A 20,907-nucleotide genomic window follows, 5' to 3' on the forward strand; every position below is an offset into this window, starting at 1 on the left:
TATCAATGTCATATAGGAGGTTTCTACCAGGGGGGATATTGGTACTTGTAAATGCTTTAAAGATTCAGGCCTTCATAATAATTAAATATCCGGACAGTTAATACTTAATAGTGTAATAGAAAAGTATTAAAAAGAGGTAAAAAAAATGGGACTTTTTGGCGATTTTAGAGATTTTCTGTACGAATATAAGGTAATACCACTAGCAATTGCTTTTATAATAGGTCTTGCGGCGACTGCTCTTGTGAAATCCTTTGCAGAGAACATAATTATGCCTGTCATCACTCCGTTCATAGCTGACGGCGCATGGAAAACAGCAACTTTAGCACTTGGCCCTATTGTGATCAGCTGGGGTGCATTTATAGGAGAATTGGTCAATTTCATTATAATTGCATTTGTGGTATTCATCATTGCAAAAAAAGTCTTAAAAGAAGAGAAAGTAACCAAAAAATAATCTTAAGTGCTTTTGCCTTTGATCAATATAGTGTCTTGATGAGCTTATCAAGACATTTTATATTTTAGTAACTACTTATTTTATCCAAATAATATATTTATCTATTTATTTATGTTTTGTTGCGTTTCAACTCTCTGCATTACTATGACTTCTCAGAAAGTAAGACTATAAAGAGTAGTAAAGTATATGCATCGCTCCTTACGGATTGAGCAGCCATATATAATAGTTCAGCAAGGCTGCAAAAGATACCCATGCAAGGTAGGGCATAAGCAACGCTCCGGCTAGCCGCGATATCCTGTAGAACAGCCAGATAGTTGCTACGATAGCAAACCAAAGGAATACGATCTCGATCATTCCCAGCAGGGGCGAACGCAGGCCGAAGAACAGCACGGACCAGAGGAAATTCAGGAACAGCTGAATCCCGAACACACCCATTGCCAGCCGGACATCGCGCCGTTCCCAGCCGTTCATCCATACCAGGTATAAAGACAGACCCATGAGCAGGTAAAGGAAAGTCCATACCACGGAGAACGTCCAGTCCGGAGGCACAAAGGGAGGCTTTTCTAGAGTTGCATACCAAGTGGGGATTGCAGAACTTGTGAATATAGCGCCAAGCAGCCCTGCAACCTGACATATGATGACCGATGCGATCAGTTTCCTCCAGTCAATATTCCCAAAGCCCAAATGCGATCCTCCCATATACAATTCTGATCGTTTTCTATATATCATTCCCGGTAAAGTTTTAGCAGATAAGCGCTAATTATCTTCCGGGTAGATATATGGCTGACATATCAACTCTGGCAGCAGATATCCAGTCAGGGGGATTCCTGGCACTTATAATCATCCTTGCACTATGGGAACTTATATGGAAAGGCATTGCCCTCTGGAAGGCTGCGAAGAACGAGCAGAAATACTGGTTCATTGCAATGCTGATAATCAACAGCTTAGGGATACTGCCGATATTGTATATATTCGTGTTCCAGAAAGGGGAGAAGAGAATATGAGCAGCCAATTCCTCCAAGACCCTGTTACGGATTAAGAACATAATAGGAATCGGCATAGTAGGAATCAGTATTGTGGGCCTCTGCTTCAGGCGATGTGTCATAGTTTGGGTTGTTATAATTAGACATTTTATAACCCGGTTTGACCAGAACTATTTTCTTTGATACCACTGCCATACCGGTTCCGCCTGCCTGTGATTCAGCTTCCTGATAATTAAAGCCCACAGAATCAGTTGCACCATCAATAGAAGCCACCGTCCCTATACTTTCAGGCACCGCATATCCACGGCTTTCATCCTTGATGAGATCATATCCTACTGTGAACTCAACCTTCCCGTTTGAGTCTGTCCAGTCATCCAGTTCTGTCTTGCTGTCGCCATACGGAGATATGCCCATATATTTAACCGACATGAAATGCACCTTTTCACCAACTATCGGCTTTCCATTCTCATCAAGCACAAGCACTTCAATAATGGCTGTAACATGAATCGGTTTCCCTTTAGCTGGTTCCAGACAGCCACTTGAGACCATTGACAATAAAAAAATCAGGAGGATTAGATAAAAGATGGTGTTTTTCTTCATGGATGTAGTTCCTGCGAATGTAGCTAAGTTCTCTTTTTAAACTGATAATTAATCTTCTTTTATGAATTTATTAAGCTTTCTATTTGTCAAGACAAATTCTTTTCCCCTGATAAAAACAGACATAATATACCCAATTTCTGGTGAATGGATACAATGCACTCATCGTTCCTTCATCACAAATTCCACAAAACTCCCCGCGAACTCCCTGTACGAGCTCGCCACCAGATGAGCATAGCAACCTAAAGTATTGTTCACCGTCAGCCCGTCCCAGCCGTCAATGATGCCGGTACCCCGGGAAAGCTTGATGGAGAACTTCGCATCTTTGGGAATATCGGTGACCTCAGAGTGATGGAATTCATGGCCGCGGAAGGAGTTACCCATCTTGCCGATGACTGTGTCCATGGCAAGGGAACCGATATTGTAGCTGACCACACGCTTGTGGCCCATGAGAGTGTGGCCGGGGAGTGCTCCCACCATCTCATGGGTGGATTCCGGCATTTCGGCCATGTGGTATGTGCCCTTGCCCTTGACACCGGTGGTCAGTTTTTCCGTGAGGTACATCAGGCCGCCGCATTCTGCATAGATGGGTAGGCCAGAGCGGGAAACGGTGAGTATGTCCTCGCGCATGGAGACGTTATCTTCAAGATCAGCCGCGAAAAGCTCAGGGTAGCCGCCGCCGATATACAGGCCATCAACATCCGGGAGTTTTCTGTCGTGTATGGGGCTGAAATACCGGAGGTCTGCGCCCGCAAGCTGTAACAGCTCCAGATTGTCATGGTAATAAAAGTTGAATGCCTCGTCCAGAGCTATACCGATGACAGGGCGCTCACCACCAGTTCCTTTGGCCAGGAAGGCCGTATTTGCGGTTTTCTCCAGAGGCTGGGCATTGTGCGCAATCTCCAGCAGGCGGTCAATATCCACGCCTTCTTTTATCGTATCCCTGATGAATGTGATGCGCTCATCAAAATTATCAGCCCTGCGCCGTTCCTCGATGGCAGGGACCAGGCCCAGATGCCTCATGGATATCTTCATGGAACCGTTGCGGTGGATTACCCCGATCACAGGAATGCCGGTGTAGAACTCTATAGCTTCTTTAGCTTTTGTGGCATGTCTCGGACCGCCGATGTTGTTAAGGATGACACCTGCGATATGCACATCCTTATCAAAATCCTTAAAACCGTTTACAAGGGCTGCTGCAGAACGAGTGATGCTCCTTGCATTGATGATCAATATGACAGAGCACTTGAGTATCTTGGCAATCTGTGCCGTGCTGCCGACATCTGTGAAACTGTCAAAGCCCTCAAAAAGACCGCGGACACCTTCAATGACAGCAATGTCAGCTTCTCCGTCTACCTCGCATCCATGGATGAATACATCCCTGACACTTTCTTCTTCCATCAGGAAACCATCCATATTACGAGCCCTCCGCCCGGTTATTTCAGAATAGTAGCTGGGATCTATATAATCAAGCCCTACTTTGAAAGGTTGGACGTTGTAGCCGGCCTCGGTAAGAGCTGCAAGCAGACCGATAGTTATTGTAGTCTTGCCCGAAGAGGAACTACCTGCAGACAGAAGTATCCGGGGTATTTCCTTGAATGCCAGTGCCGGAAGCTCACTTGCTTCAGGGTTCTTATCTGTGGGAGAGGTTTGCTGCATGACTATCCTATTTTGATATAAACGGACCTTTATCTTGTAAGCTCCCTGAGCCTTTCGTCATCCAGTGAACCGGGGAGGATAGACTGGTTGTTGAACATTATATCTTTTGCAAGGTTCCTGTACACCTGTGCAATGTCTGATTTTGGAGCTTTCTCAAGTACTGAAAAGCCATCCCTCTCACAGTCCTGGACTATCTGCTCCTTAGGTATGAAAGCCACCAGCCTGCTGCCTATCTCTTCGGAGAACTTTCGCACGATTTCTTCCTCACGGGTTACGCTTCTTGAATTGCAGATTATGCCGGACAGGGGCGTGTCTATTTTGGCAAGGCCCTTGCAGATATTATTCGCTGCGTAGAGGGGCATATATTCCCCGGATGTGAGGACGTAGGCTTCAGTGACCAGTCCCTTGCGTATGGGTGCCACAAAGCCGCCACATACGATATCCCCGGGGACGTCATAGATTATGAGATCCATATCGTTCATAGAGGGGCATACTTTCTGCAGCTTCTGGATGGCGACAATAATACCCCTGCCTGCACAACCAATACCCGGCTCAGGTCCGCCTACCTCTACGCATTTTACTCCGCCGTATCCCTCAAAGACTATATCCTTTTCGTTCACATCGAGATGCTGCTTCAGAAGATCGAGAATTGTCGGTATCCTCCTGCCTCCAAGCAGGGTGATGGATGAGTCGCTTTTAGGGTCGCATCCGATTATCATTACCTTATAGCCTTCATCGGCGCATGCAGCAGCAACATTTGAAGCTGTGCTGGATTTGCCGATACCGCCTTTGCCGTAGATTGCTATCCTTTTCTGGTCCTTCATTTCGATCACCTTGATACTTGACGATAATCATTTGGCATTAATATTATCTTCCGAGCATATCCTTTGCAACTTCACGCAGGGTCGCACCGAATTCGGACTCGACTATGTGATTGACGCCGAGAGTTTTTGGGTGGAGATCTATTTCCACGATGACGTGCTGATGGCCCATCTCTTTCAGAGGCAGGACCTGCCTTGGCCCGTTGGTTACGGAGATTATCTCCATACCTTCAAGAGCTTCCATGGGGATTGCGTGAGGTACACCAGTGATGATAGCAAAATCATAGTCGCTGTACTTCTGCTTTATGAGCTCACTCACCTTCGTCCCTGTGATTGGATACTCATCCATTCCGCCAATAATTTCATGAACAATCATACCTCTTTCCTGAAGGTCAGCCGTGATGCACTTCGCATGGTGGCGCACTCTGGGGAGACCAAGGGAATCATCGATATTGGCCATATTGACCACATTGCCTTCTTTTCCCAGGGCCAGAGCAACTTCGTTCACAGCTGCGCTGACGTCTGCGAACATATAGCCGGTCTCCTTCTTGGCGTTCATGATGGTTATGCCTTTCTTGCCTTCCTGCAGGAGCCGGACAACCTTTTCTGCGACCTTGTACTTGACATCTCCCCTGGATGGCTCAAGATACTCTTTGCTGGCGGCACCATGACGCTTTTCCACCAAAGTGGCCTCCCTGAGAAGCACTTTCTGCCTCTCAAGCTCTTCCTTACCGATTACACCTACTTCGAAAGCAGATTCCAGAGTGATAAGCACACCTTTTGTGTTATCCGGATAGCCCGCATGCACTTCCACTTCGATGACAGGCACGTCAAGGTTGGCATCCTCCACAGGTTCGTGTAATTCTTCACCAATGATCATGCTGGCACATGTCCCGACCACACCTATAAGCTTTGGTTTGAACATCTCGTTGACCTTCACCAGCAAAGAAGAAAGCTCCTGGCGCCCTCCGAAAACAAAGCCGTTCTCGTCAAGGGCTGTGGTCACAACACGGATCCCATCCTCTTCCAGAAGCCTCGCATGCTTGAAAGAACATCCCGGCGGACCGTGCAGTATAGCAACGTCTACATTCAGATCGCGTAATGTGTATAGTGCAGCGACGATAGAACTTGGCCGCGGATGCATGATAGATAAATTTTTTCCCATCATAATGAATAACCTTGTCAGCTTTGATTAGTATGAATAGTGAAATTGGTTAATATCTTTGTCGGGATAAGTATGAAATAGTATACTTACTGCCTGGCAATTTTTCTGAAATGAGTAGTTCCCGTTTCCATAAGAAATATAGGAAATCATGTCTTTAAATGCCTGTAATCCCGTGCATCACATAAGTAACCATATCGATAATATTCTCACCATAAAAGCCTGTTGATTTGGAGTTGAAAAGAAGATGACTTCAGCAAAGAAGCCAATTATTATCTAAAGCACTTCACGCAGGATATCACAAGATCGCCTTCTTCCGACATCCCCATTGCCTGTTCAAGCCCATCCTCCAGGTGCACAGCATGGCTTATCTTCTCATTCCTGATATCCCTCATCCTATCCCCGACGAGTATCAGATGGTCGATATCACAAATGCGCCTTCCTGCAAACTCCGCCACCTTTTCCGGGGGAAGTCCCTCGCAGACCTGCGCAGCCTCCTCTCCAAGCACCATCAGCACCTTTCCTGCATTTTCACGGGCAAGCCCCCGGAGGCCATAATCAAGCGCCCTTTCTGCAGACGTGATATCCATTCCGGAGTTGGAGTTATCAATGAGCAACCTGCCATTAATGTCCTTTTCCTGCATCCTGCCCTGAAGTCCGGTGAAGCCGGAGATAACCTCGGCGATTGCCTCTCCGGATACTCCCATATGCAACGCAGCGGCGCCAGCGGCCACAAAGGCCAGAGTATATGAAAAGGCATTATAGGAAGAGTCAACATCGGCACAGATGCTTATTTTTCCTGCATTCAGCGTGACACTTTTCCCGTTAAAAGCCAGTCGCAGGTCAGCCTGCGTGTCCTGTGAACCGGAGTCCATGAATGTGAAAAAGTCCCTGCCTAACTCCCTGGCTTTGCTGACGGACCTGCTGTCATGGGAATTAAGGACGAAAACACTTCCCTCTTTACCATAATCAAGCATCCGGAGTTTTGCATCGCTTGCCTGGGAAGTGGACTTTGCGATAGTGTAGTCAGGCTCCAGTGTGGTTATCATGCCGATGTCAGCATATCCGGTGCCTCCGATGGAAACTTCGAATATACAGCAGTCAGGATGGATATCCATGAATTTCAATGTATCAACAGCATGTAGTATACTCCCGGGTGCTATGCTGAGACCGAGATGCAATATCCTGGCCCTACCACCGGTCCAGAGCTCAAGACCCCGGGTGGTGTGCAGGGCCACGACCATGGTCCTTGAGAGCATATCTGCCAGAATGGATGCAGTGCTGGTCTTTGCTTTGGAGCCAGTGATCTCAATCACTTTTATTCCTTCAAGCGTCTTATTTGCGGAAAGGATCATTCCCACAGCCCTGTGATGGCTGATGATCTCCTTGCCCTGTTCCCTTGCCTCCGCGAGCATCTGATAGCCAGGTTCCAGATGGACTGGGCTCACGATAATGTCAAAGGGGCCGACGGGGACAGGCGATCTGGAAACAGCGATACCGAAGTCCACTTGCAGAGAGAAGAGAACATCTTCAGCTATGGTATTATAAACATCTACTGCAGTAACATCAAAACCCATTTCTGCCAGCTTTTGGGCTATGATAATACCTGCATGCGTCAGGTCAAGGACTGCCAATTTGCATTTTGCTGGGAAAGCATTTGAAATGCAGGATATTCCTTTCATCATGTTGATCATGGAGACCAGGTACCAGAGAATATCTCACAACAGAAGACCGATGGGAAATGCAATGTTTGATCAACCACTGGCACAGAAAGTAGATTAAACAGATAATCAAGAGAAAATGATGATTCTAACTTTCATCATCTTCTTCATCATCTTTATAACTGTCGGAGCCCACCATTGCCGCTGCAATTGATTCTATTCCGTCAAGCCACTCTGCCACAAGCCCGTAGGGTATATCTTCCATAGTTTTATCAGACAATTGCTTTCCACTCAGGATGTGAGCGCCAATCTCAGCAACAGTGGCAAGAGATATCTCGATGTCATCGGATTCCTCGGCTTCAAGGGCAACCTTTACAAGGTCATTGACATCGTCCTTCTCATCATAGTCCTTGTTCAGGTAGCATTCACATGCCGCAAAACTGCCCATAAGAGATGTCTGGAGTGATTCGATCATCAGGTCCGCATCCTCAGAGATAGGATCTATCTCAGCAAGTGCTATATTCCTCACACGGAAAAGCATCTGAAGAGCAGATTCTGATGATATCTGGTTCTTATCGCGTTTTGCAATTATTTTCAGGCAGGCAAGAATGATGTCATCTTCCATATTGACAAAAATAGCGCCCTCTTTTCCCTGCGGTTCAGCAGACTCAACAAACTTGAAATTGCTTTCTTTGACCTGGTTCAGCCAGTTCTTCCAGCGTTCCTCAGTATAAAAATCATGATGAAAAGCTTCATCTTCCCTACCAGACATTTGCTTACCTCGATTTTGTATTATTCACCTGAATTTTGTTTCCTGCTACTTCGATATTGTTGTGATAAGTAAATCTTCATGGGTCACAACTTTAGCTCGACCTTCTTAAGTGAGCAGCCTGAAAGACCTTCATCTATGTTTTCAAGGACTTTAGCCACGGTGCACTTGTCACCATTCCTGATACCTTCAGGGTTGATCAGATCATAGAGACTATCATCGAAACTGGTGCATTTTGGGGTCTCATAGCTGATCCTGGCGCCTGCGATAGCCTTCTTGGAATCTATCGCTGCCAATATAGGGGAGGTCACAACCTCCACTGCCAGGACACCTGCATCGTGTACGAAGCATTCATGAACCGTATCGCCCCTTAATTTAACTATCCGGTACTTACGCCCGGGCTCCAGATTCATACAGGTTCTTTTAAGTTTACATTTTTGACACTCACGGGACTCGCCAAAGAACATGAAATCTGCTCCTTCTTTTGCGAGCCTTGAGCCAACAAGGGTTATAGTAGTATCAGTATCGGTCATATGGTCACCTTGAAAGATTAATTATGAGATCACCTTAGTTATGCGTGCTACTTTTTCAGCGGCTGCGGGTGTCAGGCCCGTTCCGAGTATCGTATATCTTTCCGGGCGGATAGTATGTGCAACAAGAAGCGCCTCTAATATATACCTATCTTCAATACCCAGCTCTTCGGCCGTCGTGGGAGCACCTATTACTTCGAGGCATTCTTTTATTTTAGTCCAGTCTCCACCGTGCAGATACATCATCATGATCGTTCCCACACCACACTGCTCACCGTGCAGCGCATGGTGAGGAGATACCATATCCAGAGCATGACTGAACATGTGTTCAGATCCGGATGCCGGTCTTGATGAACCTGCGATGCTCATGGCAACACCACTTGATACAAGGGCCTTGACAACCATCCTTACAGAACTCTCAAGGCCGGGTTTAATAGAATCAGCTGAATCAATGAGTATCTTTGCAGTCATCCGGGACAGAGCCGCAGCATACTCACTGAAGGGCTCATTTGTCAGGCGATAGGCAAGCTCCCAGTCCCTGACAGCAGTATAATTAGAAATAATATCCCCACAACCTGCTGCAAGCAGGCGGTATGGAGCCTTTGAGATGATAGCTGTGTCAGCTATTACAGCCATGGGTGCATTTGCCTCAATCGAACTTGTCTTCCCGTTGCAGCGAATAGAGGCCCTTGATGAGACAATGCCATCATGGGACGCAGCTGTTGGCACACTCATAAAAGGAACATCCAGTTGTGTGGCGGCAAGTTTTGCAACATCGATGGATTTTCCGCTGCCAACACCGATCATGTATGAAGAGTTGTGTTCAAGAGCCTCTTTTTTAACTTTTTCGACTTCGACCATAGAGGCTTCAGCTGATACCACTACCAAGGCATTCTGCCCGCAGTCGTTCAGCAGATCGCAGACTATATCCCCGGCTATCTTCCTGGTATTACAGCCTGTGACAATGACCGGATCTGTTCCCAGTTTGAGGTCTTTGCAAACATATTTTATATCATAGATGACATCGTGGCCGACCAGCACGTCTCTGGGCAGCTGCATCCATTTTTTCATTCCATCTTGCACGGGGATCAATTCTATACCTGCTGGTTCGAGTAGTATATTTAATTAATATTAAGATATATTGCCTTTAGAGAGAATCGCCCTTATATAAAATCTATTATCAATGGAGTTCCCCATAAACTATTAAACATTTGTTGTATTAGGATATTCCTATATTACTTTACTGCTGTGATCACAAATGGTTCCAATCATAGACAAAATCAGCCAGCTAATCAACGAATATTATATAGACCCCATATTACACGATAGTGGTTATAATATAGTTAACACTGTTACATGGGCAATCATATTGGGAATATGTATATTCGGCATAGTAAAATTACTAAAGAGGATGAATGTCAATATCACTGACAGGCTTACTGCCTCGGTGATTCCGTTCATACTTGCAGGTTCATCCCTCAGGGTAATAGAGGATACAGGCATGCTTGAACCGCCTGTCAGTTACCTGTTCATAACCCCTAACATCTATTTTTTGGTGTTCTTTGTCACGGTGATTTTCCTCATCATTGCAAAACTGGTGAGCAGATCAATGAACAAAGACTTTGAGATGGTATTTGCACTTTTTGGGTGTGCATGGTTTATTGCTAACATAGCCTACCTGCTCCATCTGGAAGACATTGTTCTTCCATGGGTACCGGTATTTGTTATCGTTTCTGCAAGCGCGCTGCTTTACGTACTCTATTTGGTATTCGACCGGGCAGGCTCTGATATACTCAAAAATAAACTCAACCTCTCCATACTGGGAGTGCATCTCCTGGACGCTTCATCCACTTTTGCAGGTGTCGATTTCCTTGGATACTACGAAAAACATGTTGTACCTGCATTCCTCATCGACCTGACAGGTACAGCTCTGGTGATGTATCCGCTAAAACTTTTAATATTCCTGCCAGTAATATACATACTTGACACGCAGTTCAATGAAGACGAAGAGTCAAGGACCCTGAAAACGTTCCTTAAACTTGTAATAATCATGCTGGGACTGGCACCTGCTGTCAGGAACACTATCCGGATGATGTTGGGAGTGTAATATATTATGTTTAGTCTGGAAAGAAGAGAGAACCTGAGGGCCTACCTTACTGGCCTCAAGCCATACATCGTGCTCAGCACGATCGTTTTTGCCTTGTCGATAGCTGTGGGTTATATTACATACGGAATTTACCCCGAATATGCCATGCAATCCATATCGGGTCTTGAGGAACTTGTAGAAATGCTGGAAGGCCTCTCGCTCCTGGAGATCATGCTTTTGATATTTATCAATAACACCATAGCAATGTTCATTGCAATATTGTTTGGTATAGTATTGGGTATAGTGCCCCTGCTGGTCCTGGTGCTAAACGGATTCATAATAGGTACGATAGTCCGCTTATTGCTTGTTGAGAACGGCCTGGCCTTTATTGTTGCCGGGCTTGTTCCCCACGGTATAATAGAGATACCCCTCCTGCTGCTTTCGACTTCAATCGGAATGAAGATCGGTTATGAGGTTTTGCTGGCTCTTGCCGGAAAGCCTTCCGATATAAAGAATGAATTCATAAAAGGAATGAAATTCTTCTTCTACTGGATGGTGCCCCTCATATTCGTCGCTGCGCTCATCGAGACATTCATAACACCGGTTATAATGTACCTGGTTGCAGGTACATAAGGACATCATAAGGTTAATGGTGACTGGCTGACAATATATACAATTCATAATGTGAACAGATTTATTAACGACTAGGACATTTGCGGAGAAAACCGAGGCTAAACATGATTAATAGGAAAGATATCATAGAGATGATCGAAGGTTATGATACTGACAACATAAAGATAGGCTCTATTGCCTCACATTCTGCATTAGACATCTTTGACGGTGCTATAGAAGAGGGCTTCAGGACCTTTGCAGTCTGCCAGCAGGGACGCGACAAGACCTATACCGAGTACTTCAGGTCCCAAAGGGATGCTGAAGGAAATGTGGTAAGGGGAATCGTGGATGAATCCATGTGCCTGAAGAAGTTCAATGAGGTGATAAGTCCAGAGAACCAGAAGAAACTGGTCGATAACAACGTCCTTTTCATTCCAAACCGTTCATTCACATCCTACTGCGGCATCGATGATGTAGAGAACGAGTTCCGTGTACCTCTTGTGGGCAGCAGGAACATGCTCAGGAGCGAGGAGAGAGGCATCGAAAGAGATTACTACTGGCTCCTTGAGAAGGCAGGACTGCCATTCCCGGAAAGAATAGAGGACCCCCAGGATATCGATGAGCTTGTGATGGTCAAACTACCCCATGCTGTCAAGAAACTGGAGAGAGGGTTTTTCACAGCCGGTACATACGAGCAGTACCTCGAGAAGTCGCAGGCGCTTCTGAAGCAGGGAGTCATTACCCAGGAAGCCCTTGAGCATGCAAGGATAGAGAGATACATAATCGGACCCGTGTTCAACCTGGATATGTTCTATTCACCTCTTGAGTCAGAGATGAGCAAGACAGAGCTTCTGGGAGTTGACTGGAGGTTTGAGACCAGCCTGGACGGGCATGTGAGGCTACCTGCCCCGCAGCAGATGTCCCTTGCACCACATCAACTCACACCTGAATACACCGTATGCGGTCACAACTCAGCAACGCTCAGGGAGTCACTACTTGAGGAAGCGTTCGCCTTGGCAGAAAAATACATAGAGGCCGCCAGGAAGTATTACGATCCTGGAGTTATAGGCCCGTTCTGCCTGCAGACCTGCGTGGACAAAGACCTTAACTTTTACATATATGATGTAGCTCCAAGGGTTGGAGGCGGCACCAATGTACACATGTCAGTTGGACACCCCTACGGTAACACTACATGGCGCAAGCCAATGAGCACTGGCAGACGCATGGCTTTTGAAATTAGGAGAGCCATTGAGACTGGCCAGCTTGACAAGATCATCACCTGAGCAGGGCTCAGGTAAATTCTTTTTTATATCCTCAGAGTACTGCATGATAAGACTCACTTTAGTACGTCATCCTGTAAAATAATAACACCTGTGCAAGCTCCAAATAGCACAGCCCCCAGTATAGAACACTTTTTATATAAGTGGATATATTATAATTACGGATGCATATCAAAAGGATACCGACCGGAATCGCAGAACTTGATCAGATACTGGAAGGAGGGTATCCAGCCGGTCATGGACTTCTTGTCAGGGGACCTCCCGGAGCTGGAAAGACCATACTTGCCACACATTTCCTTCACAGGTCGTGCAGGGACGGAAAAAGATGCATGCTTATGCTAACACATGTCAATGTGGAAAGTTTCCTGGAACAGGCAGAGAACATTGGCTTTGACTTCAGGAAATGTATCGAGAACGGAAAGCTCCTGATAACGAAATCCTTTGAGATCAGGACAAATAAGATCCACAATGCTTCCAGGCTTGGAAGTGGCATTGGTTTTCTGGAAAAGGACTGCGTGGAAAGCGTGCTGGAGATACCGGATGATGTGGAGGTAGTAGTCATTGACAACCTGGATATGCTGTCCCTATACCATACTGTAGAGGAATTTGCAGACAAGTTCTTTACTATCAATGACATCCTGTCTAATAAAAAATGCACCAGCCTTTTTCTGATAGGCCAGGACGGATCGGGGGAAAAAGATAGCATTGCCGAGCATATCGTCTTTGGAAGTATCAATCTATACGTCAATAGGGATGAAAGGACAGGCAAAGGATTGAGGCAGCTCTATATCCCAAAGATGCGCTGTACAAATATCTCTCTTGAGCCCATGAGCTTCAGGATAACGCCTATGGGAATAAAGATAGAGAAGATATTCCAGAGAGATGAAGTGCTCCGTGGCGTCCTCGACATAACTGTGTGATTTCTTGTACGGATTGCCTAAGGGCTTGAGCTGAGGCAGTATGTGCATGACAGGGTCTTCTGAACACAAGGCAATAATCTATTCATGTACAGCAAGTTATATACATGATAAAAATAATAGGGAGAAAGACCCCAGGACCTTGGATAGGAATATATGCATTTTAAAGATGGTAGAAATCATTTAAATACCATAAATGAAATGATACCACAAACTTAAATTATAATCAATCAAATCGTTCGTAATTTTATGCTTTCAAACCTTATACCCAACCGGGAGGGAATTTAAAAATTGAGTCAGCCTTGTGTTAATATCGGCATGGTGGGTCATGTCGACCATGGAAAAACCACGCTTGTAAGCGCGCTGTCCGGTGTATGGACAGACACGCACAGTGAAGAGATGAAACGCGGCATATCCATCCGTCTGGGATATGCAGATACCACATTCCGGAAATGCCCTAACTGCCCTGATCCCCAGTGCTATACTGTCTCAGACAAGTGCGAAGGATGCGGCGAGGCGTCCGAAGAACTCAGGACCGTTTCTTTTGTCGATGCCCCCGGGCACGAAACTTTGATGGCAACAATGCTTTCAGGAGCTGCTATAATGGATGGGGCCATACTTGTCATAGCAGCTAACGAGCCCTGCCCGCAGCCCCAGACAAAGGAACACCTCATGGCACTGAACATAATCGGAATCAAGAATCTGGTAATCGTGCAGAACAAGATCGACCTGGTATCCAGGGAGAAAATGATAGAGCATTATCATCAGATCAAGGAGTTCGTAAAGGGTACAGTAGCTGAGAACGCACCTGTTGTCCCAATATCGGCACAGCAGAACACCAATATTGATGCCCTTATCCAGGCAATGGAAGAGATGATACCGACACCTGTTCACAAGCATGACAAACCTGCTCACATGCTTATTGCAAGGTCTTTCGATATCAATAAACCAGGAACTGCCATCAGCGGCATCAGTGGAGGAGTCATAGGCGGCACCCTTACAGAAGGCATCCTTCACCCGGGAGATGAGCTGGAAATATGTCCTGGCATCAAGATAGAAAGTGAGGGAACCACCAGGTGGAAGCCGGTCAGAACTAAAATAACAAGAATAGTGGCTGGAAAGGAAACTGTTAAAGAGGCGACCCCCGGAGGTCTTCTTGCAGTCGGGACCAGTCTTGACCCTACGCTGACCAAGAGTGACTCCCTTACAGGCCAGGTTGCAGGCATACCCGGGACCTTGCCGCCAACACATGATTCATTCACACTTGACCTGCACCTGCTGGACAGGGTAGTGGGAGTCACTGATGAGGAAAAGATAGGACCGATCAAGACAAGCGAACCCCTGATGCTCAATGTAGGGACTGCAACCACAGTAGGAACTGTGACAAGTGCAAGGAAGGATATCGCAGAGGTAAAGCTGAAAAGGCCTGTTTGCGCCGAGATCGGAGCAACGGTGGCTATCAGCAGGCGTGTTGGCTCCCGGTGGCGTCTTATCGGTGTAGGAGTAATCAAGGGTTGAAAGTCATTATCGACACCAACGGCCTGATGATACCTGTCCAGTTCAATGTCGATATATTCGAAGAGTTAAAAAGACTGGGATACAACAGGTTCATCGTACCGCTTGCTGTGATAAAAGAACTTGAAAGCCTTGGGAAAAAACTCCGCGGAAAAGACAGGACTGCTGCAAAGATCGCGCTCTCGCTTTCACAAAGATGTGAGGTCATAGAGGCTTGCGGGCATGCCGATGATATCATAATCGGACTTGCCAGGGAACTTGGCGCAGCAGTGCTGACAAATGATATCGGATTAAAGAAAAGGCTGGAAAGTGAACATATACCCATTATATGCCTGCGTCAGAAGAACAGGCTTGGCAATATCAAGGATGACATATAGATCCAATAGGATCAGCTAAGAATAAGACAGAGATATGACAATCATACAGGATTTTTGGAGTTAATCACATGTACAAAAAGATGAGACTCGCGGACACTATTCGTGTGGCTCCTAACCTTTTGGGCGGAGATGTAAAGGCAAATGTGAAGAATGCCTTAAGAGATAAGCTTGAAGGCAGAATTGATAAAGCACTAGGTGCCATTGTAGCTATCACTGAGATCGATGCCATCGGAGAAGGACACATTCTTGTTGGCGATGGAGCCGTCTATTACGATGCTACGTTTGATGCGATCGTGTTCGTTCCTGTGATCCAGGAAGTGATCGAAGGAGAAGTTGTTGAAACTGTTGACTTCGGTGCATTCATTAGCATTGGTGCAATGGACGGACTTTTACATGTGAGCCAGATAACTGATGACTTCATGTCCTATGACGGCAAAAATGGCAGGCTTGTCAGCAAGAGCGGTGGAAGGTCTCTTGGAGAAGGTGACAAGGTCAGGGCACGTGTCGTCGCAGTCAGCATCAACGAAAGGGAGCCCAGGGAAAGCAAGATAGGTCTTACTATGAGACAGCATTCTCTCGGTAAAATGGAATGGCTGGAAGAAGACAAGAAGCCCAGCTCAGAGAAGGCACAATAATTTGGAGGGATGGAGATGGGTGAACAGGTTTGCCGAGAATGCCATCGTATATTATCAAGTCAGACATGCCCGATATGCGGTTCCAGTAATCTCAGCTCCGACTGGAGCGGCATGGTCGTTATCATAGACCCGGAACGTTCAGAGATCGCAAAGAAGATAGATGTCAAGGTAGCAGACAAGTATGCATTGAAGGTGCGCTGATTGGGTGCGCAGATAAGTTTGCCTGAATCCGTCAGGCCACTTTTCCGCAAACTTTTTGGCACATTGTACACAGGCACTGGTGATGACACCATCAGAAAACTATCCAAGGACCTGGATAGTCCCACAAAACTTATATCCGTGGGTGATGTTACTACATTCCACTTGCTCAGTTCAGATATCATACCGGACATCCTTATAGTGGATGACCGGACAAAACGCGGACCGGCTTCTGACCGGGTCGTGGTGGGCACAAAGCACAAAGGCTTCAGAGAAATATCCGTTGACAATCCGGCCGGGGTGATAACCGGGGATTTGATAGACGCTGTAGGAGATGCAATTGCGTCGAACTGCCGTGTGAGGATATTTGTGCGCGGCGAAGAAGACCTTGCAGCTGTACCCGCCATGCTGATGGCTCCCGAAGGTTCAGCAGTGTTGTACGGACAACCTGACCAGGGAGTTGTACTTGTACAAATCACAGAATCAAAAAAAGAAGAGATAAGGGACCTGTTAACAAAGATCATTGAAGCACAGGGCCATAATGAAGATACAGAAACCATTTGGAGGAAATTAGATGGATATAAAGATCACGAAGGATAACACCAATGCGCTTCTCAACAGGCGCGAGATGAACTTCAGCGTTACCTATGAAGGACCAACCCCTGCAAGAAGCATTGTCAGAGGAAAAATAGCAGCTATGCTGAACGTACCTCTTGAACTTGTAGTAGTCCACAAGATGGGAAACGAGTTTGGCAGGCAGGCACTTGAAGCATATGTGAAGGTATATGAAACTGAAGAGCGCATGAAACAGATCGAGAACAAATATATACTGGAAAGGAACACAGTTCCTGAGCCGGAAGCAAAAGAAGAATAATTTCCAAAGGTGAAATAATGGCTGCAAAAGATTACTACAAAATCAATGGTGATTCCATCGAGAGGGCAAACCAGATATGCCCCCGCTGCGGAGAAGGTGTATTCCTGGCTGAGCACAAGGACAGACGCTCCTGCGGAAAGTGCGCATACACCGAGTTCAAGAAATAACCACATTTAATATTTTTTTAATCACAACCACAAGTTGTGATTTTATTTCTACTTTTTTGTTTTGGCTTTTCAATGCATGCTTTTAGTCTTGTCATGCTTACTTGCCCGAATATTTATACAGCAAATACCAACTGTCACATAATGCATCTGCTTTCGATAAACATAATTCTTATGCTTGCAAGCATACTTACTCTTCCTGTAAAGATATTATAGTTCAGCATTACCGATTAGTAAGATTAAAATATAGGGTATGTATTACCTAAAATGCAAACATTTGAATCAGTTATAGCAATTAACATGTGTTAACTAAAATATACACATTGGCACCTTCAGCTATAGGTAGAAATCAAATGTCAAGATTGGGTTATTGTCACTATAAAAAGTTGGTGAATCAAAATGGATACTATTTATGCTGCAGTCGTAGGCATTCTTATCGCCATATTCATCTTTGGGCTAAAGACAGGAGTAGGGTGTGGGTTTTCGAGTATACGGAAACGAGATGTGCTCATCCTGGCTACAGGTTACTTTGTTATATCTGTTATTCTTGGAAGTCTTGTAGGATTGGTGGATGAGTCGTATCTGGAAGGAATAGCAGGTCTTGGCATGACCCTGCACGTCCTTATCGCGCTCATTCTTATCGCTGTTGGGATATACACCCAGAAAAAGTGGATCTGCGGACATGATGTCTCAAAAAAGACCTTCCTCGTTATCTCCGTGCCATGTCCTGTGTGCCTGACAGCACTTTTCGTGTCCTGCATGCTCCTGGCGTCAAGCCTTGAGATAAGCGGATGGAAGGTCGGTGTCATAGTAGGCATCGTTTTCTTCCTGTCAGTGGTATCATCCACATGGGTTTTCAGGAGCATGAAAAAATCCCCTGAAGACCTTGGGACCGCAATGATGTTCCTTGGGATATTCTACCTGATGGGAGCCATGATAGTTCCCGCCTATATCAAGGCAAAACAGTTGAATATTTCAACTATCGAGGGCGGAGGCCTGGATATCGTTCCGCTGGTAGTGATATCATTATTCATACTTGGCGGATTTGCTTTTAATCATATGAGAGGTCAATAAAAATGGATACAACGTCTTCATTGTTCGGTATTTTGTACACTTTCTCAGCTTCACTGCTGTACCCTGTAATAATAATCCTGCTGGGAATGGTAGTCCACTCCCTTATCCTCATCGGAGAGTTCCTTTCGGAATATGCAAGGCGTCATCGTGATGTGAAGAACCTGCAGGACTGTTGCCAAGATATAAAAGAACATATGGATAAGGCTGCTTTTGGGAAAGCTGCAGTTTCCCTGCGTAACATCAAACAGAACTTCATGGTCACGGGTTTTGCGAAAGCTGCTGCGGAACATCTTGAAAAGAGCACTGTTGCTTCTATAGAATGGCTTTCCCAAGAATATGAGATAATGATGGCAAAGAGGCTTGAGCAGACAAGGATCGTCGCGACGATTGCTCCGATGCTCGGCCTGATGGGAACACTGATACCGCTGGGACCCGCACTTATAGGGCTTTCCCAAGGCAATATCGAACAACTTGCAAACAACCTAATGATAGCATTTGCAACAACGGTTGTGGGACTTTTCGCAGGCACCATTGCCTATGTGCTCACTCAGGTGAGGAAGAGATGGTACTGGCAGGATATGGCTGACATCGATTATATCCTGGATACTCTGGAGATGCAGGAATGAGAAGGCGAAGATACAGACGAACAGGGCTCATCACCAACGAGGATGAACAGAACCCCCTTACAGGGGTTGCCAATCTCTTCGATATTGCAATGGTATTCTCAGTGGCACTCCTGGTAGCACTGGTAATGTCCTACAACATTCCGGAATTGTTAACCGACGAGGACATAACCATCGTGAAGAACCCCGGACAGAAAGACATGCAGATCATCATGAAGGAGCAGGGTAAGCCCATTGAGATAATGAACATGACAGACCAGATCGGAGGAGGAACCGGAGAAGCTCTTGGTACAGCTTACAAACTGGCTGACGGAAGAGTGGTGTATGTGCCGGAGGAGGGAAACGTAACTTCAACATAATTTTTTTTGCTTATTGGGACAAGTTAGGTTGTTTTAACACAATTATAATTTATAAAAAAGATTTGTGAATAATAAGAATAGAAAACGCGTGAAAGCATTTCGGTACCGCCTGCAAGCAAAGTGACCGAAATGCCCGGCACGCTATCGGGTGATAACATGCAAGTAAAAAGTATAGCGGTATTACTATTAAGCGTATTGTTGCTGGCATCGCTGGCAACACCTGTATCGGCAGATGAACTGAAGTTTGTTGCCAATGCAACCAGTGATGAGAACGGGGAATTTATTCTCACAGACATTCCTAATGGAAATTATACACTCTCAGGAATAATATGGAGCACTGCAATGAGCGGCATGTGGCTCACAAACGTCCAGGAGATCACGATCGAGAACGGACAGCCTGTTGAGGATATCGTCATGGAGATGAGAAAGAACGACAGCATAGACCATGATGCAATACTGAGCATGCTGCACAGGACCACGATATCCGGAACCACGGTTGACAAGAACAAGGCTATCAAGCCTGAAACGAATCTTATTCTTACTGACAAGGATGGGAAATTCATCCTCAACGCCACTAGCGATGTCAACGGACAGTTCGTCCTGGAAAACATAATGAACGGAGAGTACACACTATCCGGGATAATCTGGAGCACTGCAATGAGCAGCATGTGGCTCACAAACGTCCAGGAAATAACAGTCGAGAATGGGCAGCCTGTAGAGAATATCGTCATGGAGATGAGAAAGAACGACAGCATAGATCATAATGCAATATTGAACATGCTGCACAGGACCACGATATCCGGAAACACGGTTGACAAGAATAAGGCTATCAAGCCTGAAACTAAGCTTATTCTTACTGATAAGGATGGAGAATTCGTCCTCAACGCCACCAGCGATGCCAACGGAGAGTTCGTCCTGGAAAACATAATGAACGGAGAGTACACACTATCCGGGATGATCTGGAGCACTGCAATGAGTGGCATGTGGCTCACAAATGTGCAGGAAATAACAGTTGAGAATGGGCAGCCTGTAGAGAATATCGTCATGGAGATGAGAAAGAACGACAGCATAGACCATGATGCAATACTGAGCATGCTGGACAGAACCACCATATCTGGGAAAACAGTAGATAAGAACGAGAACAACAGGCCGGGAGTGCAGCTTGTGCTCACTAAGAAGATAGAAGAAACTGCAGCTCCAGAGCCTGATAAACCTATTGTATCGACGTATGAATATGAATTTATTCTCAGTGCAACAAGCGATGAGAACGGGGAGTTCGTTCTCACAGAGATCCCTAACGGAGAGTACACGCTCTCAGGAATAATATGGAGTACGGCAATGAGCGGCATGTGGCTCACAAATGTACAGGAGATCACAGTTGAGGATGGACAGCCGGTAGAGAATATTGTCATGGAGATGAGAAAGAACGACAGCATTGACCATGATGCAATACTGAACATGCTGGACAGGACTACGATCTCCGGAACTACAGTTGATAAGAATGGAGGCATCAAACCAGGAACCCAGCTTCTTCTTACCAATGAAGAAGGTCAATTTGTC

Annotated in this window: 26 protein-coding genes; 17 read left to right on the forward strand and 9 right to left on the reverse strand. The window is 45.8% G+C overall.

Annotation, left to right across the window (positions count from 1 at the left end; genetic code table 11):
- Nucleotides 1–145: 145 nt before the first annotated feature.
- Nucleotides 146–451, forward strand: coding sequence for an MscL family protein (locus Q8J68_RS11400; RefSeq protein ID WP_305311637.1), 306 nt, complete (start codon nt 146–148; stop codon nt 449–451).
- A gap of 198 nt (nt 452–649) precedes the next feature.
- On the opposite strand, the gene Q8J68_RS11405 is transcribed toward Q8J68_RS11400, so the two are convergent.
- Entirely contained in the window at nt 650–1,135 is a 486-nt protein-coding gene (locus Q8J68_RS11405) for a TspO/MBR family protein (RefSeq protein WP_305311638.1), read from the reverse strand.
- Between the two features lie 95 nt (nt 1,136–1,230).
- Between Q8J68_RS11405 and Q8J68_RS11410 the strand changes: the two genes are divergently transcribed.
- Nucleotides 1,231–1,455 carry a DUF5652 family protein gene (locus tag Q8J68_RS11410; protein WP_305311639.1) on the forward strand — a complete coding sequence of 75 codons (225 nt, stop codon included), beginning with the start codon at nt 1,231–1,233 and terminating at the stop codon, nt 1,453–1,455.
- Nucleotides 1,456–1,479: 24 nt separating this feature from the next.
- Here the strand turns inward: Q8J68_RS11410 and Q8J68_RS11415 are convergent, their stop codons facing one another.
- From Q8J68_RS11415 to Q8J68_RS11450, 8 genes are all read right to left on the reverse strand, one after another.
- Nucleotides 1,480–1,983: an Ig-like domain-containing protein gene (locus tag Q8J68_RS11415; protein WP_305311640.1), complete on the reverse strand. Its 504-nt coding sequence runs from the start codon at nt 1,981–1,983 to the stop codon at nt 1,480–1,482.
- Nucleotides 1,984–2,193: 210 nt separating this feature from the next.
- Nucleotides 2,194–3,690, reverse strand: coding sequence for a Ni-sirohydrochlorin a,c-diamide synthase (gene cfbB, locus Q8J68_RS11420; RefSeq protein ID WP_305311641.1), 1,497 nt, complete (start codon nt 3,688–3,690; stop codon nt 2,194–2,196).
- 29 nt (nt 3,691–3,719) lie between these two features.
- Entirely contained in the window at nt 3,720–4,514 is a 795-nt protein-coding gene (gene cfbC, locus Q8J68_RS11425; RefSeq protein ID WP_305311642.1) for a Ni-sirohydrochlorin a,c-diamide reductive cyclase ATP-dependent reductase subunit, read from the reverse strand.
- Between the two features lie 43 nt (nt 4,515–4,557).
- Complete coding sequence (cfbD, locus tag Q8J68_RS11430; protein ID WP_305311643.1) at nt 4,558–5,679, reverse strand: Ni-sirohydrochlorin a,c-diamide reductive cyclase catalytic subunit; 1,122 nt, start codon at nt 5,677–5,679, stop codon at nt 4,558–4,560.
- Between the two features lie 266 nt (nt 5,680–5,945).
- The gene (gene cfbE / locus Q8J68_RS11435) at nt 5,946–7,307 is read right to left on the reverse strand and encodes a coenzyme F430 synthase (protein ID WP_305311644.1); all 1,362 of its coding nucleotides are present in this window, start codon (nt 7,305–7,307) and stop codon (nt 5,946–5,948) included.
- 175 nt (nt 7,308–7,482) lie between these two features.
- Nucleotides 7,483–8,106: a DUF2150 family protein gene (locus Q8J68_RS11440; RefSeq protein ID WP_305311645.1), complete on the reverse strand. Its 624-nt coding sequence runs from the start codon at nt 8,104–8,106 to the stop codon at nt 7,483–7,485.
- Nucleotides 8,107–8,189: 83 nt separating this feature from the next.
- The gene (locus Q8J68_RS11445; RefSeq protein WP_305311646.1) at nt 8,190–8,636 is read right to left on the reverse strand and encodes a UPF0179 family protein; all 447 of its coding nucleotides are present in this window, start codon (nt 8,634–8,636) and stop codon (nt 8,190–8,192) included.
- A gap of 21 nt (nt 8,637–8,657) precedes the next feature.
- Nucleotides 8,658–9,704 carry an NAD(P)-dependent glycerol-1-phosphate dehydrogenase gene (locus Q8J68_RS11450; protein WP_305311661.1) on the reverse strand — a complete coding sequence of 349 codons (1,047 nt, stop codon included), beginning with the start codon at nt 9,702–9,704 and terminating at the stop codon, nt 8,658–8,660.
- Nucleotides 9,705–9,891: 187 nt separating this feature from the next.
- Between Q8J68_RS11450 and Q8J68_RS11455 the strand changes: the two genes are divergently transcribed.
- The 15 genes from Q8J68_RS11455 to Q8J68_RS11525 all read left to right on the forward strand — a co-directional run.
- Nucleotides 9,892–10,740, forward strand: coding sequence for a DUF63 family protein (locus Q8J68_RS11455; protein WP_305311647.1), 849 nt, complete (start codon nt 9,892–9,894; stop codon nt 10,738–10,740).
- Nucleotides 10,741–10,746: 6 nt separating this feature from the next.
- A complete protein-coding gene (locus Q8J68_RS11460) occupies nt 10,747–11,352 on the forward strand; it encodes a stage II sporulation protein M (RefSeq protein WP_305311648.1) in 606 nt (201 codons plus the stop codon).
- 104 nt (nt 11,353–11,456) lie between these two features.
- Entirely contained in the window at nt 11,457–12,614 is a 1,158-nt protein-coding gene (locus tag Q8J68_RS11465) for a formate--phosphoribosylaminoimidazolecarboxamide ligase family protein (RefSeq protein WP_305311649.1), read from the forward strand.
- 161 nt (nt 12,615–12,775) lie between these two features.
- Nucleotides 12,776–13,531 (forward strand): RAD55 family ATPase, encoded by a 756-nt coding sequence (locus Q8J68_RS11470; RefSeq protein WP_305311650.1) that lies wholly within the window; start codon nt 12,776–12,778, stop codon nt 13,529–13,531.
- Between the two features lie 288 nt (nt 13,532–13,819).
- Nucleotides 13,820–15,046 carry a translation initiation factor IF-2 subunit gamma gene (locus Q8J68_RS11475; RefSeq protein WP_305311651.1) on the forward strand — a complete coding sequence of 409 codons (1,227 nt, stop codon included), beginning with the start codon at nt 13,820–13,822 and terminating at the stop codon, nt 15,044–15,046.
- Entirely contained in the window at nt 15,043–15,420 is a 378-nt protein-coding gene (locus Q8J68_RS11480) for a DNA-binding protein (RefSeq protein WP_305311652.1), read from the forward strand. The genes Q8J68_RS11475 and Q8J68_RS11480 overlap by 4 nt, the downstream gene beginning before the upstream one ends.
- A gap of 68 nt (nt 15,421–15,488) precedes the next feature.
- Complete coding sequence (locus tag Q8J68_RS11485; protein WP_305311653.1) at nt 15,489–16,055, forward strand: DNA-directed RNA polymerase; 567 nt, start codon at nt 15,489–15,491, stop codon at nt 16,053–16,055.
- Between the two features lie 15 nt (nt 16,056–16,070).
- Nucleotides 16,071–16,256 carry a transcription elongation factor subunit Spt4 gene (gene spt4, locus Q8J68_RS11490; protein WP_015052904.1) on the forward strand — a complete coding sequence of 62 codons (186 nt, stop codon included), beginning with the start codon at nt 16,071–16,073 and terminating at the stop codon, nt 16,254–16,256.
- Nucleotides 16,257–16,853 carry a GTP-dependent dephospho-CoA kinase family protein gene (locus Q8J68_RS11495; protein ID WP_305311654.1) on the forward strand — a complete coding sequence of 199 codons (597 nt, stop codon included), beginning with the start codon at nt 16,257–16,259 and terminating at the stop codon, nt 16,851–16,853.
- A complete protein-coding gene (locus tag Q8J68_RS11500) occupies nt 16,828–17,127 on the forward strand; it encodes a 30S ribosomal protein S24e (protein WP_305311655.1) in 300 nt (99 codons plus the stop codon). Before Q8J68_RS11495 ends, Q8J68_RS11500 begins: the two co-directional genes overlap by 26 nt.
- Nucleotides 17,128–17,144: 17 nt before the next feature.
- A complete protein-coding gene (locus tag Q8J68_RS11505) occupies nt 17,145–17,294 on the forward strand; it encodes a 30S ribosomal protein S27ae (RefSeq protein WP_305311656.1) in 150 nt (49 codons plus the stop codon).
- Between the two features lie 396 nt (nt 17,295–17,690).
- Nucleotides 17,691–18,365: a DUF2162 domain-containing protein gene (locus Q8J68_RS11510; RefSeq protein ID WP_305311657.1), complete on the forward strand. Its 675-nt coding sequence runs from the start codon at nt 17,691–17,693 to the stop codon at nt 18,363–18,365.
- Between the two features lie 2 nt (nt 18,366–18,367).
- Complete coding sequence (locus Q8J68_RS11515) at nt 18,368–18,991, forward strand: MotA/TolQ/ExbB proton channel family protein (RefSeq protein ID WP_305311658.1); 624 nt, start codon at nt 18,368–18,370, stop codon at nt 18,989–18,991.
- The gene (locus tag Q8J68_RS11520) at nt 18,988–19,347 is read left to right on the forward strand and encodes a DUF2149 domain-containing protein (RefSeq protein ID WP_015052910.1); all 360 of its coding nucleotides are present in this window, start codon (nt 18,988–18,990) and stop codon (nt 19,345–19,347) included. Before Q8J68_RS11515 ends, Q8J68_RS11520 begins: the two co-directional genes overlap by 4 nt.
- A gap of 156 nt (nt 19,348–19,503) precedes the next feature.
- Nucleotides 19,504–20,907 (forward strand): collagen binding domain-containing protein (locus tag Q8J68_RS11525; RefSeq protein WP_305311659.1); only part of this gene is annotated, 1,404 nt, incomplete at its 3' end.

Origin of the sequence: Methanolobus sp. (genome assembly GCF_030682845.1) — an archaeon.
Taxonomy (GTDB): domain Archaea; phylum Halobacteriota; class Methanosarcinia; order Methanosarcinales; family Methanosarcinaceae; genus Methanolobus.